14 protein-coding genes are annotated in these 14,889 nt (G+C 40.6%); 8 read left to right on the forward strand and 6 right to left on the reverse strand.

All coding sequences use genetic code 11. From position 1 onward, the window contains the following. Positions 1-219: 219 nt before the first annotated feature. From DLK05_RS15965 to DLK05_RS15990, 6 genes are all read right to left on the reverse strand, one after another. Positions 220-1,383 (reverse strand): hypothetical protein, encoded by a 1,164-nt coding sequence (locus DLK05_RS15965; protein WP_127345010.1) that lies wholly within the window; start codon positions 1,381-1,383, stop codon positions 220-222. 168 nt (positions 1,384-1,551) lie between these two features. Then, entirely contained in the window at positions 1,552-2,238 is a 687-nt protein-coding gene (locus tag DLK05_RS15970; protein ID WP_127345011.1) for an ABC transporter ATP-binding protein, read from the reverse strand. Positions 2,239-2,328: 90 nt separating this feature from the next. Then, on the reverse strand, positions 2,329-3,546 hold the full coding sequence (locus DLK05_RS15975; RefSeq protein ID WP_127345012.1) for an ABC transporter permease: 1,218 nt from the start codon (positions 3,544-3,546) through the stop codon (positions 2,329-2,331). Positions 3,547-3,556: 10 nt separating this feature from the next. Then, positions 3,557-4,840 (reverse strand): FtsX-like permease family protein, encoded by a 1,284-nt coding sequence (locus tag DLK05_RS15980; protein WP_127345013.1) that lies wholly within the window; start codon positions 4,838-4,840, stop codon positions 3,557-3,559. Further along, positions 4,837-5,586: an outer membrane lipoprotein-sorting protein gene (locus DLK05_RS15985; protein WP_127345014.1), complete on the reverse strand. Its 750-nt coding sequence runs from the start codon at positions 5,584-5,586 to the stop codon at positions 4,837-4,839. The genes DLK05_RS15980 and DLK05_RS15985 overlap by 4 nt, the downstream gene beginning before the upstream one ends. A 382-nt stretch (positions 5,587-5,968) precedes the next feature. After that, positions 5,969-6,427, reverse strand: coding sequence for an Lrp/AsnC family transcriptional regulator (locus tag DLK05_RS15990; RefSeq protein ID WP_127345015.1), 459 nt, complete (start codon positions 6,425-6,427; stop codon positions 5,969-5,971). Between the two features lie 379 nt (positions 6,428-6,806). Between DLK05_RS15990 and DLK05_RS15995 the strand changes: the two genes are divergently transcribed. The 8 genes from DLK05_RS15995 to DLK05_RS18075 form a co-directional block, all read left to right on the forward strand. Further along, the gene (locus tag DLK05_RS15995) at positions 6,807-7,352 is read left to right on the forward strand and encodes a 2-oxoacid:acceptor oxidoreductase family protein (RefSeq protein ID WP_127345016.1); all 546 of its coding nucleotides are present in this window, start codon (positions 6,807-6,809) and stop codon (positions 7,350-7,352) included. Further along, the gene (locus DLK05_RS16000) at positions 7,352-7,645 is read left to right on the forward strand and encodes a 4Fe-4S binding protein (protein WP_127345017.1); all 294 of its coding nucleotides are present in this window, start codon (positions 7,352-7,354) and stop codon (positions 7,643-7,645) included. The genes DLK05_RS15995 and DLK05_RS16000 overlap by 1 nt, the downstream gene beginning before the upstream one ends. Positions 7,646-7,851: 206 nt before the next feature. After that, positions 7,852-9,042 carry a transketolase C-terminal domain-containing protein gene (locus tag DLK05_RS16005; RefSeq protein ID WP_127345018.1) on the forward strand — a complete coding sequence of 397 codons (1,191 nt, stop codon included), beginning with the start codon at positions 7,852-7,854 and terminating at the stop codon, positions 9,040-9,042. Then, complete coding sequence (locus DLK05_RS16010; RefSeq protein WP_127345019.1) at positions 9,035-9,943, forward strand: thiamine pyrophosphate-dependent enzyme; 909 nt, start codon at positions 9,035-9,037, stop codon at positions 9,941-9,943. Before DLK05_RS16005 ends, DLK05_RS16010 begins: the two co-directional genes overlap by 8 nt. Before the next feature lie 79 nt (positions 9,944-10,022). Next, entirely contained in the window at positions 10,023-11,246 is a 1,224-nt protein-coding gene (locus tag DLK05_RS16015) for an aminotransferase-like domain-containing protein (RefSeq protein ID WP_127345020.1), read from the forward strand. 57 nt (positions 11,247-11,303) lie between these two features. Further along, positions 11,304-13,343: a molybdopterin-containing oxidoreductase family protein gene (locus DLK05_RS16020; RefSeq protein ID WP_127345021.1), complete on the forward strand. Its 2,040-nt coding sequence runs from the start codon at positions 11,304-11,306 to the stop codon at positions 13,341-13,343. 2 nt (positions 13,344-13,345) lie between these two features. Further along, positions 13,346-14,692 carry a 4Fe-4S dicluster domain-containing protein gene (locus tag DLK05_RS16025; RefSeq protein ID WP_127345022.1) on the forward strand — a complete coding sequence of 449 codons (1,347 nt, stop codon included), beginning with the start codon at positions 13,346-13,348 and terminating at the stop codon, positions 14,690-14,692. A gap of 10 nt (positions 14,693-14,702) precedes the next feature. Next, a partial coding sequence (locus tag DLK05_RS18075; protein ID WP_209319925.1) for a transposase occupies positions 14,703-14,889 on the forward strand: 187 nt, incomplete at its 3' end.

A 14,889-nucleotide genomic window follows, 5' to 3' on the forward strand; every position in this document is an offset into this window, starting at 1 on the left:
AAATTGAAATAGTACACTTTATTGAAGTATGGTATAATAAACAAAGAATACATTCTGTTTTGGGCTATTTAACCCCAGATCAATATGGAAAATCTAAATATATAATCGCGGCTTAATATAAAGTCCAGTTTTTTGTTGCATATCCACACCAACATCATTAGCCTCAGGCTTTATCCAGAGGATTTAGAAAATCCCCTTTGAATTAATCCAAAAGGAATGTTAGAAACTCCATCGAATTCGAGCGAATGCCAGTTGACCAATATCTCCAAATTCGCTTCCTGGAGTTCCGAAGAACAATTGTGTTGTTAGCATGAATTCCATATTCTGACTCAGCGAATAAGTAATATTAGGACTCAGGTAAGAAGAATGATCCGAAGGATTTACAATGCTGGAAATGCTTGCGGTTAACAGAGGAGTTATCGGGTAAGAAATTTGGGCGAACAGAGAATATTTGGCTCTGGAAAGTTGTTTAGCGGATAAATCCTGATTGAAGAGTAGATTGGTATTTCCCGCTTTTTCTCTTGTCCCGGCACTATTGAATAAACCCTCGATGCTAAGAAATAGATTGTTTTGTAAGGTATAATCGTAGGATACAGAGACCACGCTTGTCTCAAAGGAGTTATGGTTGTTTGGCAGGGGTTTAAAATAGGTAATCTCGCCCCGAAAACCGCCACCCATTATCGCTCCTGTCCATCCGCCACCAATCATGTAATCGTTGCCAACCCATCCCGAGATCATCTGGAAATCGTAGTTCCAGTGCGAGAAGCGGTACATGGCAGCCATAGCCATCTCGTGGTAAGAATCGCCCATCTTAAATACCAATTCCACCGAGGAGGTAACGCCCGTGTAATGTTGAATTTTAACAGCATCGCTTCCTGGTCTTTCCTCGTAATCGAAATCAAAATAGGAGAAGCTGTTGAATACATCATTGGGATTCCAGACTTTATTGATACCCCAATTGATTCTTTGACGGCCAATTCTGAATTGCCAGGTACCTTGGGTAAAATCCAGATATGCCCGGTCGATAATAGTATGCAGAAACCAGTGATCAGATTGTGCGCTCACCCACGAAAGATTCAAATATCCATTATCCACATCTATGGAGGACTGGTAATTGGGAATATCACTCACCAGATTTCCCATGATCAATCGGTTTCGCATGCCCGCCGAAAAGCTTATTTTATCAGAAGGATACCAATTAAAATTTAGTCGGTTGTGTATGGTGTTGGAATGTAAATCCTGAAGTATTGGTCTTACTGGTGTTTGTTCGGGATGATAGTACATGTAAAGATCCTTCACATAGCCATTCAAATTCCAGTTTTTCTCTTGCGAGAAGCAAAAGACAGGAAGCATGATTAATAGGAGAATCATTATTCGTTTCATCTTCATATTGTTTTTTCTGACATATGTTTGTGTTCCAAAAAGAAAATATTTGTCATTCTAACTTTATATCAGGATCGTTTCTCTTTTCAGACAGCCTTATCAATATTCCTTTCATCTGTTTTGATTCTGAAATAAATATCTAATTATTTAATGGTTGATACTAATTCCTTATCGTTTTCTTTCATCACTGATAACTTTTCCATCTTCGAGGGTAATTACCCGTCGGGCTTTATTCACCACCCTTTGGTCGTGGGTGGAAAAAATAAAAGTGATATTTTCTTTTCTGTTCAGCTCTTCCATGATGCTCAGCAATTGCTCTGTAGATTTGGAGTCGAGGTTGGCAGTGGGTTCGTCTGCCAGCACAAATTTGGGTTTCGAAGCTAAAGCTCTTGCCACGGCTACCCGCTGTTGTTGGCCTCCCGAAAGTTTGTTGGGTCTGCTGTTTTCCCGGCCATCCAATCCCACAGCACGTAATAGTTCCATGCTGCGTTCCTCTCTTTCCTGTTTCGATCGATTTTGCAAATGCATTATGAACTCCACATTTTCTTGGGCAGTCAGAACCGGAATCAGATTGTAGGACTGAAATACAAAGCCAATATTTTTCATCCTGAATTTTATTAAGTCTGAAGATTTAAGCTCACTCAAATCTGTTTTGTCGATCAGGATTTTACCATCGTTGGGGGAATCCAAACCACCCAGCAGGTTGAGTAGCGTTGTTTTTCCCGAACCAGACGGACCGACGATTGCGGCAAATTCTCCCGCTTCAAAATTCAAATTCACTCCGTTTACTGCATGTACTTTAACTTCTGATTCGTTATATGTTTTATGAAGATGTGTGATTTCTATAATATTCATGGCTTCTGATATTTGTAGATGTATTTCATTGCTAAGCTTTGGTGTTTTGTTTGTTATTCCCGATCCTGATTTAAGGATGTATATAGTGATCTACTCTGTTCTTAATGCTTCCGCCGGATTATATTGCAGGGCTTTTCGTGCCGGATAAATGGAAGCGACAATGCCCGTAATAATCACTAATATTACAATTACGATTAAGGTTTTTACTTCCACAACCGGATATACATGCGGACTGTATCCTAATTCCTCAAATCCCTGAGCATAGTTCGAAAGGTCGATACCCTTTTCCATGGTGGCATAAGTTGCTCCCAAACCAATGAGAATACCAGTAAATCCTCCGGTGAAGGTGAGCATCACCGTTTCCAACATCAGCATATTAAAAATGCGCGCTTTACTCATGCCTATAGCCATCAACATGCCCAGTTCTTTCACCCGCTCCAGAATCACCATCATCATGGTATTTACTATTCCAAATCCCAGTGCCAGCAGAATAATGATCACAAAAATATAGGTGTATAAATTTCCTATTTCATTGATATATCCCAACTCTGGCATAGATTCTTTCCAATTCTCAACTTTCAGATTCTTGTAGCTTGCTTTTAGTAAAAGAGTTTCCCTGTCCAGTTCTTCCGGATTTACCAGATGCACTAAAATCTCGTGGGAAACATTCTTTTTCAATCCCGCCAGACGAGCCAAATCACTGCTGCGAACAAATACATTCAATCCTTCGTATATTCCGCTGGTAATGTCGTAGATACCGCATATCCGAAAAGCTCCACCCGTAATATTCCCACTAGCATCCTGTACCGTGATAACTACCTTGGAGTGCATTTTTACTTTTAACTTTTTAGCCAGTTTAGCGCCAATTAAAATGGGATTTCGTTTTACTCCCTCAAAATATTTTCCCTCCGATAGTTTGGTGTATAGGTTGGTCACGGTTTTTTCCTTATCGGGATCAATTCCGATGATTTTCACTCCTGTTCCTGTTTCGGCTGATGCAATCATCGATTGAATGACTAAACGAGGACTCACGCCGTTCACATTTTTTGTCTTGGCAATTTCCTTTGTTAACAGATTGCTGTTGGGAATATATTCTTTAAGATCGTAATTCTCGCCAAAGGCAGGTTGCTGAATGCGAATGTGGGAGGCTTCGGTTTCTACGCCAACCTCCAACCGTTGGTTCATCCATCCTTTGGTGAAGGTAGTTGTAAACATTCCGGCCGACATTCCAACACTGATGGCAGCGATAATAATGCCCGATCGAAGTGGACTGCGCCAAATATTTCTCCATGCTACTGCTGTGATCATATCCTGTTTTTTATGCGCGTAATGCTTTTATTTCTTTGATTCGTAATATCGAGATCACCGGGTAAATGGCAATTATTAAGGTGATGATGGAAACACTGATGGCTTGCTGTCGGAATACTACCCAGGCTGTGGAAAAGAACATGTACGGTTCAAATCCGAATTCTTCCATTAGCTGGGCTGCCTGACCGGTAAGTGGAATGGGATTCGCACTTTGCAGTAATAGGATGGGATAACTCACCACCAATCCCGAAAGGATACCCAGCAAGCCAATAAAGAGTGTTTCGAAGAAAACAATGCTTGCAAGTTTACGTTTTTGCATTCCCACGGCTATCATCACTCCAAATTCCCGTCTTCGTTCCATCATCATCATCATGATGGTTCCTAAAATCCCGAAGGCGATAACGATATATAGAATGGCTTTCATGATAACACCACCGGCCCGGTCTCCTTCTATTTGCTGCACTACTTCCGGTTGCATTTCTTCCCAGCTCATCACTGAATAGGGATGCTTTATTTTTCTTTTGAGATGACGAAGCGCCCTTTTCATTATTTTATTGTTGGCCACATTAATCACCAGAGAAGACAGACGGTTTTCTGCGCTAAAAAACTCCTGGCATTTATGCAGACTCATGTACACAATAGATTTATTGAGCTCTGGCGATACATGTTTGATGATGCCCCGGATTGGAAATTTATCTGCCGCACTTATTCCATGATATCCCTGGCTGATAATTACCAATGTGTCGTTCACATTCAGCCGAAGGTAGTTCGCTAGTCCTTGTCCCAGAATTACGCCATCGTCCTTTTTTTGCAAATAATTACCTGCACTTAGTTTATCCGATATTTTGGTCAGATGATTTTCTCCTTTCGGATCAATACCAAATATCATAGCTCCTTTTGTTAATTCCTGAGAGGAAGCCAATCCATAAGACTCCAACCTTGGAATCACAAAATCAATATCCTTATCCGCAAGGATTTGATCCACCAAATCCTGTTTATACTCGAAGGTGTTGTTGATACTTTTATTTTCCCAATAATCTTCCTGATGAACCTGCATGTATCCGGAGTAGAATTTCACCACAATATCTACCATTTTGGTGTACGATCCTTCTTGCATGGAGGTCATGTAGGCCGATAGCAATACCCCGAAAAAGATGGAAGCAACCGTAATGATGGTTCTTCTTTTATTTCTCCACAGATTTCGCCATGCCAATTTTATATTTGTTCCCATATTCTGGTATTTCACTTTTCGTTTTCCCGGATATTTAGGATAATTGGATGCTGGAATTATCATCTGATTCGCTTCATATTTTGTATTGAAAAAAATGATTCTTTCAGATCGATATTAAATTTTGTATTCCCGTATAGGAGAATGGTTTTATGTCCCTTTTTATCTGTGGGTATCATTTCCAATCTTGTAGGCATTTCCCTGTCGTCTACCCATTTTATATCCGATAGGATTTCGTATTTCACCAGATATTCATCTTCGTCGTAAAAAGCTGCTTTCAACCAGAATTTTTCTTTTTTGCTGATCCACATGAAAATCTTTCCCCACACTACGGGAGCATCTTCTTTGGGAATCAATTCAATTTTATAACAATCGTAGCCTTGAATCTGCTCTTCACCAGCCAGCCGATGTTCGTAATCTTTTACCAAAGAGGATTCTTTTACCAGATCGTCGTTGGTAAAATCAGAACCCATCCACGACTGCATCATCATTGATGGAGGAATCTTTACCATGCGTTCGATACTTGGAATCCAGTTCCACATTTCATTACCGCGTTTCAAAAAGACTTGCCCTTTTTCCTTGGCAGGAGAGGTAATGTACATCAAGGAGTAATCGTTGCCAATAGTCCAGCTTTTCATTTTTACTGTGCGCGACCATCCCGGTCGTTCAATAGTCATGCTAAAGTTGCTTTTGCTGGAGGTTCCCCTCATTTTTTCATCCGCTTCCTTCACCAAATTTTTCACATCCAGCTGTTGGGTAAATCCCGAAAAGGAAAGAAAGCAGAGGATTATGATACTTAGTGTTTTATTCATAATTCCATCTGATTAGTAGCCTTTAAGATACAGCTTATACCTGAAATATTATTAATTTTTACTGCTAAAGCAACAGGCAATTGATATGGGATACAGCAATGTATCAGGCTCTCTTTATTTGAGCTGTCTTTTCACAATTAGAATTTATTATTTTTTCTATTTGCAAGAACTATATCAATTACCTCAGGCTTTATCCAGAGGATATAAAAAAACATCCAGTTGTTAAAGCAACAGGCAATTAATTTGGGATATAGAAGTTTTATCAGGATTTCTTTTTTTGAGCAGTTTCTACAAATTAGACTTCTTAATTATCTATTTGCAATAACTGTATCAATTGCATCTGGATTTATCCAGAGGATTCAGAAGCCTTGTAACCAGAGTCTCACAAATCATATCCAATCTTATCGGCTGAAGCAATCACAAAAGTGGAATTGAAACGGCTCACATGTTCGAATTGGGATAATTTCTCCTGAATAAACCATTGAAAAGCCTGCATATCCTTCACCATAATCTTTAGCAGGGCATCAAAATTTCCTGAGGTATAATAAAACTCCATCACTTCTGGCAAAGCCAATGCTTCTGCCTCGAAACGTTCCACTACATCGCGGGTGTGTTTGGTTAGCGATATGGAAATAAAAACCATCATGCTGCGATCAATCTTTTCGGGATTGAGGATAGCTACATAGTTTTTGATGATACCGCTGCGTTCCAGCTTTTTCACCCTTTCGTAAACAGGTGTGTTGGTGAGGTGTAACTTCTCCGATAACTCCTTAATAGTGATTCTGCAATCCTGTTGCAAAAGCTCTAAAATTTTGCGGTCTGTTCGATCCAGGTTTTCCATTTCAAGAATATTTATCTAATAATAAGAATCTTCAGTAAGCTGTAAAGATATATAATCTTTAGAAACACGTATCACCCAGTATTATTTTCTGTATTTATGCGAAAGCATAGCAAATAATTACAGTAAAGTCTACATTTACAGAAGATTTAAAAGGTGGTTTTATTGCTCTTTTGAAAAGTGATCGTGCAACACTAATTACCCAATAAATCGAAGAAAAGGATTTTCACAACAACAACACATCAACGAAAGAAGTAATGCTTGTTTGGAATCAATGGCAATAGAAAAATACTTTCGGGGTAATTAAAAAGGAGTTTTTACCCAAAACGAACGTATTGTCTCGTTGACGGATTCCAGCAAATCAGCTTAAAAAAGGAAACATATGAAAGAAATTAGATGGCATGGAAGAGGTGGACAAGGTGGATTTACAGCATCTCGTCTGTTAGGTATAGCTGCTAGTGTTCATGGCGGAAAGCATGCCTTGGCATTTCCATCCTTTGGTCCCGAGCGTAGAGGTGCGCCGGTTTTGGCATTTACCAAGATTGATGATACCAAAATTCGGGATCGCAGCGAAGTGCAGGAAAGCGATTTTGTGGTGGTGATGGACGAGACTTTAATTACTCCGGAAATGAGAAAAGGAGTAAGAGAAGGAGCATGTATCTTAATTAATACCGAAAATACTGCGCCATATGAATCTGTTTTCGAAGGCTGCAAGATCATCGGATTAGATGCCACTGCCTTGGCGATGGAAATATTGGGTCGTCCGATAACCAATACCGCCATGTACGGTGCTTTGGCAGCAGCTTCCGGATTGGTGAGTTTAGATGCCGCGATGGCAAGTATCCGAACAGAAATGAAACCATCTCTGGCGGAGAAGAATGTGAAAATAGTAGCGAAAGCTTATGAAACTGTTAAAACTTTAGCGTAATGAACCGACCAAAGAATAAAGAATATAAATTTCCTACTCATATTGATGATTACCCTACGGGTCCACAATACAAGGCTGGTTTTCTACCCGAGACCAATGCTGGTTGGAGAAAAGTTCGTCCGGTAGTAGATCATGAAGCTTGTGTTTTTTGTCTTCGATGCTATTTGGTTTGTCCGGATGGTACCATTTTTAAGGAAGATGGCAAAATTAAGATTGACTTGGATTACTGCAAGGGATGTGGCGTTTGTGCCCACGAATGCCCGAAAGATGCTATAAGTATGGTGAAAGAATAATTGTAAAGTGCTTCGGTTTCACTCAGTAAGCTGTTAAGAGAAAGGATGAATTGCCGATTGGCTTTAGCCATTGGATATAAAATTCAAAACAATTTCTTGATATAGCATTTTTCTTTTCAGGGAAGATCTCAGACAGAACAGAGTGGTGATCTAGAAGCAAAAACAATTAAAGTAGACACCTATAAGCGAATAAAAAAGATAAAAAAATGAAAACAAATAAAATATTTATATCCGGGGACGAAGCTGCTGCATATGGTGTAAAACTATGCCGACCTCACGTTATTGCAGCTTATCCCATCACACCACAAACGATCACCGTGGAACGCTTGTCCGAAATGGTAGAGAAAGGCGAAATGGATGGCGAATACATGCACGTAGAATCCGAGCATTCGGCAATTTCAGTATGCATGGGTGCGAGTTCTGTTGGTGCCAGAACATTTACTGCATCTTCCTCGCAAGGATTATTGTATATGGCCGAGGGCTTGCATTATGCCAGTGGCGGACGTTATCCTATTGTGATGATGAATGCCAATCGTTCGGTAGCATTACCATGGAGTATTTATGGAGATCACAGAGATTCTCTTTCTCTTTTAGATTGTGGTTGGATACAAGTTTATGTGGAAGATGCGCAGGAGGCTTTGGATATGATGATTCAGGCTTACAGAATAGCAGAGCATAAAGATGTACTTACTCCTATGATGGTGAATTTGGATGGATTTATCCTGACACACACCTACGAATTGGTGGAGATTCCTGATCAACAAAAAGTAGATGAATTTCTACCCGCCTTCGTAACACCCAATAAAATGTCATTCGAAGAGCCAAAGAATCTGGCCTTTAGTTCAAAACCTGATGACAATACCGAATTTAAGTATCAGCAAAATCAGGCTGTACTAAAATCTATTGATGTAATTAAGGAAGTAGATCAGGAATTTGAGGCAACATTCGGTAGAAAATACCATGATATGGTGGAGGAATACCGATGCGAAGATGCAGAGGTAGTATTGGTAGCCATTGGAAGTGTTTGCGGAACCGTACGTGTGGTAGTTGATAAGCTTCGCGAAGAAGGAATGAAAGTAGGGCTGTTGAAGATTCGTTTCATGCGTCCTTTCCCGGAACAGGAAGTAAAAGATTTGGCGAAACGTGTGAAAGCAATCGGAGTAATCGATAAAGATATTTCTTTCGGATACGAGGGAACCGTGTACACCAATGTGAATTCTGCCATTTCAAAAGTGGAGAACTATGTGTACAAAAGCAATTTTATTGGCGGACTCGGCGGACGAGATATTACCAAAGCTGAAATTGAAGATATGTTCCATAAGCTTTATGCTGGATTGGATAAAAGTAGAGAAGAAAAAGTAGAATTTTTTAGTCTAAATGTTGAAACCAATGAATAAAGTATTAGATATTCCGAGAGTAAATGCGAAAAACATGACCGATAAGGAATTCTTTTATGGTCATAAAGCTTGTGCAGGATGTGGAGGAAGTATTGCCGTTCGCCTGGCATTAAAAGTTTTGGGCGAAAGAACTTATACCGCTTTACCAGCGGGATGTATGTCGGCAGTAGGATTTATCTTTCCGCAAATGGCATTTAATTCCAATGCAATCATCACAACCTTTCCGGGAGCTGCCAGTATGGCATCAGGAATTGCGATGGGTGCAAAAGCATTGGGGCAAAAAGATTTTAAAACAGTGGTCTTTGCAGGTGATGGCGGTACTGCTGACATCGGTTTCCAGGCTTTGTCGGGTATGATTGACAGAAATGATGATGTGTTGTATATTTGCTATGACAACGAAGCTTATATGAATACAGGTATTCAGAAAAGCGGACTAACTCCCTACGGCACACAAACTACAACAACTCCTGCGGGTAAGAATTTACCCGGAACATTAACGCATAAAAAAAATCTGTTTGAGATTATTGCTGCGCATGATATTGCCTATGCTGCAACTGCCAGTATTGGCTATCCACAGGATTATCTGAATAAGGTAAACAAGGCAAAACATACCAAAGGAGCATCTTTCATCCATGTATATGCTTCTTGTCCTACCGGATGGGGAACGCCAACCGAGACATCGGTGGAAATTGCAAAGGATGCAGTAGATTGTGGTTTGATCTTTTTGGCAGAATATGAAGATGGTGAATTTAAATTGAATCGGAATCCTAAGGAATTTGCTTCCATACCTGATTATTTGAAAAAACAAGCTCGATTTAAGCATTTATCTGATCAGGATATTGAAATCATTACTGAACATCGTGATAAGAAATGGTCGCGTATGAGAAAGCACTGGTTGTAAGGTGACGATACAACTGCCGGGTGGTTTAAACGCCCGGCATGCGATAAAACAAAAAACAAAACATCAAAAACATAACAAAATGATCAGCAATTTAAAAGGAACTTTTTCCAATATCAGCAATAACATTAAGCGATCGGCGATTCGCGAGATCTTAAAATTGACTCAAAATCCCGAAATCATTTCTTTTGCCGGCGGACTGCCTGCACCAGAATCTTTTCCAGTGGATAATTTGGAGGAAATTGTTAGTACCATGTTGCATGAAGAGGGACCCGCATCCTTGCAATATGATGCTACCGAGGGCGTAATAGAACTTCGGGAATTATTGTTGAAGCGATATCAGGACGAAGGAGTGGATTGCAGCCTGGATAATCTGATCATTACCACTGCTTCTCAGCAAGGATTGGATTTGGTTGGAAAGATATTCATTAATTCGGGTGATACCGTTATCTGTGGATTGCCTTCTTATTTAGGTGGAATAGGTGCATTTACTTCCTATGGTGCAAAAATGGAGGGTATTCCTATGGATGAAGAGGGAATGAGTGCCATTGCTTTGGAGGAAAAGCTGGAAGAGCTGAAGAAGATCGGTAAAAAACCAAAATTCATTTATATCATTCCTGATTTCCAAAATCCGACAGGGATCACCATGCCCGAATCGCGTAGATTGGAAATTATTGCTTTAGCTCATAAATATGATGTTCTGATTGTGGAAGATAGCCCGTACCGCGAAATCCGTTTCGAGGGAAAGTCACAGCGCATGATGTACGAGTTGGATAACGACAATCACGTAATCACTTTAGGTACTTTTTCAAAAATATTTGCACCGGGTTTCCGTATTGGCTGGGTTTTGGCTCCTGCCGAAATCAACGATAAAATTGTAATTGCTAAGCAATCGGCTGACTTGTGTACACCAACTTTTGTACAGAAAATAGCTGCCCGATATATGACATCCGGTCATTTTGAACCGAATTTGCAACGTACCATCGAGATGTATCACAAACGCAGAGATGCTATGCTGGAGCAGTTCGACTTATTGATGCCGGAAGGCGTGAGCTGGACAAGACCAGAAGGTGGTTTATTTCTATTCATTACTTTGCCTGAAAATGTAGATGCACAGGAACTTTTCTATAAAGCTGTGGAAAACAAAGTGGCTTTTGTAACCGGAAATGTGTTCTATTGCGATGGTTCTGGAAAAAATACCCTTCGAATCAATTTCTCCTATGTAAACGAGGAAAAATCAGTAATAGGAGTGCAGCGATTGGCAGCCATTATTAAAGAAGAAATACTGTCAGCTTCCAAAGCATAGCGCAGAATTAGTTATTTTTGTGGTCGGTCTTGATTTATTGACTAATTTTTGGAAGTAATGAAGTTAGAGAACCAGAAAATTATATCAAGCGCTTGCCCACGAAATTGCTACAGTACCTGTAGCCTGAAGGTAAGAGTGGAGGACAATACTGTTATTGGTATTGAACCCCACTCCTCCAATAGGGCAACTCCCGAGGGTCCTTGTATTAAAGGCTTGGCATATGTGGAAAGAGCCAATTCAAAAGACAGGATTCTATATCCTCAAAAGCGAATAGAGAATGGAACTTACCAAAGAATTAGTTGGGAGGAAGCCATCGCTACTATCGCGGATAAATTAAAATACTACAAACAAAATTTTGGTTCTCATTCAATTTTATTTTTCGCTGCCAGTGGCATGTCCGGATTATTGAATGGGGTGAGTACAGCTTTCTGGAGACTTTTGGGTGGAGTAACTACAACCTACGGGAATCTATGCTGGCCTGCAGGATTGGAGGCCACACGCCTCACTCTCGGAGCTTGCAAGCACAATGCTCCCTGGGATCTGGAACACGCCAAATTAATTTTGCTCTGGGGTAAAAATCCGGTGGAAACCAATATCCAGGAAATGATTCCCATCGAAAAGGCTCAGGAGAAAGGTGCAAAACTAATTGTAATAGATCCTCGCAGAACACCATCTAGTGAGCGGGCAAATCATCTTTTCCAGATTAAAGCCGGAACCGATGCTGCCTTGGCATTGGGTATCGCACGGGTAATCATTCACAACAATTGGCTTGATCAGGAGTTTATCGATAAGCATGTTTTGGGATATGAACAGTTCTGCGAAAGGGTGGAAGCTTATACTCCGGAACGGGTAGCTGAAATTTGCAGAATTCCGATGGATGCCATTTTGAATCTGGCTAAGCTTATCGGCACAACAAAACCAATGAGCTTGATACCGGGATATGGAATGCAACGCTACGAGAATGGTGGGCAAACCACTCGTTGTTTACTTGCCCTTTCGGTGATAACCGGTAATATAGGTTTGAAGGGTGGCTGCTGGCATTATGCCAATTTGCAGTCCTACGTTTTCGATACCATAAAAGAACCGGAATCTTATTTCCCGGGTAGCGAAGATCCCTGTTTTCGAAGAAAAATATCCGTAGCTAAATTGGGGGAAGATCTGTTGAAGATGGCAGATCCCGAAATTAAGATGATTTGGGTGGAGAGAGGAAATCCCTTGTCTCAGAATCCGGATACCAATACCATTCGCAAGGCTTTTCGTAAAGCAGATTTCAGAGTCGTAGTAGAGCAATTCATGACCGACACTGCATTGGAAGCCGACTTGATTCTTCCGGCGAAAAATATGTTTGAGCAATCAGATATTATTGGTTCGTACTGGAATCCCTATGTGCAACTCAAACAGAAGGTGGTAGAACCAGCCGGAGAGGTAAAGCCGGAGACGGAAATTTATTATCTCCTTGCAAAAAAGCTTGGCTGGTCCGATTCCGAAATCCATGCAAATATCCCCGAGCCAACGGATGAGGCAATAGAGGAATATCTCAATAATCATTTGAAAGCATTCCCGGAATTGAGTTTGGAGGCGCTACGTGAAGGACCGCAACTGGCCAATTCTTACGAAGAGATTCCCTTTGCGGATCATGTTTTCCCGACTCCATCGGGTAAGATTGAATTGTTTAGCGAAAGAGCCGAACAGCTTTGGCAAGTAAATTCCTTACCGGATTACGTTCCCTTGGAATCGGATCAGGATTATTCGCTTCAATTGATATCTCCGAATTCTAAATACAGGATTCATTCGCAGTTTGGGAATCTGGCGATCATCAAACAATTTGAGCCAGAGGCATGTTTATCTCTTCATCCCGAAACTGCGGAGGAGAGAGGAATTGCCAATGAGGAAGTAGTGGAGATTTATAACCGGCAGGGAAAATCGAAGGTGAAGGTTCAATTCGATTTGGGTCTGCGAAAAAATACTGTGGTGCTTACCAATGGGCATTGGGGTTCAAATGGAGCTGCACCCAATCTGTTTACGAAGGGAATGGAGACTGATATGGGACATGGAACAGCATTTCACAACACTTGGGTAGCGCTTAAAAAATTGTAGCCATGGAGAAGAATGTATTTTTATTTGATACGAATAAATGCGTGGGCTGTATGGCTTGCGTGGCTGGCTGCACCATCGAGAACGGAACCGAAACACTACTGAATTGGAGGGTGGTGAATACCCATAATAAAATCAAGCATCCCGGTTTGCCAGTATTTCATTTTTCCCTTGCCTGCAATCATTGCGAAGATGCACCTTGTATGGAAAATTGCCCGGCATTGGCCTATACCAGAGATCCCAAAACAGGAGCAATTATTCATCATGCCGAAGCTTGTATAGGTTGTACTTATTGTACTTGGGCTTGTCCGTACGATGCGCCAAAATTTAATCCGAATACAAAGATTGTGGAGAAATGTAATTTTTGTGTAGATAGGATTTCGGAAGGTCGTAAACCTGCATGTGTTGAAGCTTGCCCGGTGGGAGCATTGGATTTTGGTCAACGCGAAATCAGGACAGAAGATCGTATCACGCCGGGATTTGTGAATGTGGGTATTAAGCCGTCCATCGTTTTAAATCCGCTTCGCGAAGCACAGCGCAAACCCCAAATAGAAAATTTGGATGCTTCCGCGATAAGTCCGGATCAGATGCAAGCTTATTTGCCCGATGTACCGTCAAAAATATCCTTGAAAAAGGAATGGACATTGGTGCTTTTTACTCTTTCGGTTGCTGGTTTGGTGGCTTGGCAAGCGGTTGGCAGCCTCTATCAAATGCCTGTTGAGCCGTTGTGGTTCATGCTGTTGGCAGTAATGGCAATTGTACTTACCTCTTTTCATGTTGGGAAAAAATTACGGATGTGGCGTTTTATTCTAAATTTGAAAAATTCGTGGTTGAGTAGGGAGATTTTTTCATTCTCGGCTTTTTTGGGACTGTCGGTACTGTCTTTTTACACGGCAAGTGATATGTTGGCATACCTGTCTGTTTGTTTCGGAATTGCAAGTATCATTTCTGTGGATATGCTTTATCAATTTCTGAAACGAAAAGATCATATGCTTTTTCATAGCGCTATGGTGAGTATTACAGTCCTGCTTTTCTTTGCCTGGATTAGTGGGAATATCATCCTGATAAGTTTTATTAGCTTGATGAAGTTGGTTTTATATATTGGAAGAAAAGTAAAACTACATCAGCAAAAACAAAATATTTTACCATTGTTCAGCGGATTAAGGATAGTGGGTATTTGCTTGCCCATAGTACTGATATTTATAGCTCCGCAGTTTTCGATATTTACGGTTTTATCCATTATTTTGGTAGGAGAAATTATAGATAGAAGTGAGTTTTATTACGAGTCGGATATATTAACTCCACAATCAGAGCTCACAAAGTTCATGGAAAAAGAAATCCGGAAGCAGTAAACCGGGAAAAATTAATAGCACAAAAAATCGTCATCCTTTCATTGATGAAAATGTAAAAAAAGAATTGTTTGAATACATTGGAGGAGTTTGTAAAGGCTTGGAATGTAATCCTGTTCGTGTAGGAGGACATAAGGATCATGTCCATATTTTATGCACGTTATCTAAAAAGATAAGCCAAGTGAAGCTTTTGGAAGAGG

It is taken from the genome of Ancylomarina longa (assembly GCF_003996985.1).
Lineage (GTDB): Bacteria > Bacteroidota > Bacteroidia > Bacteroidales > Marinifilaceae > Ancylomarina_A > Ancylomarina_A longa.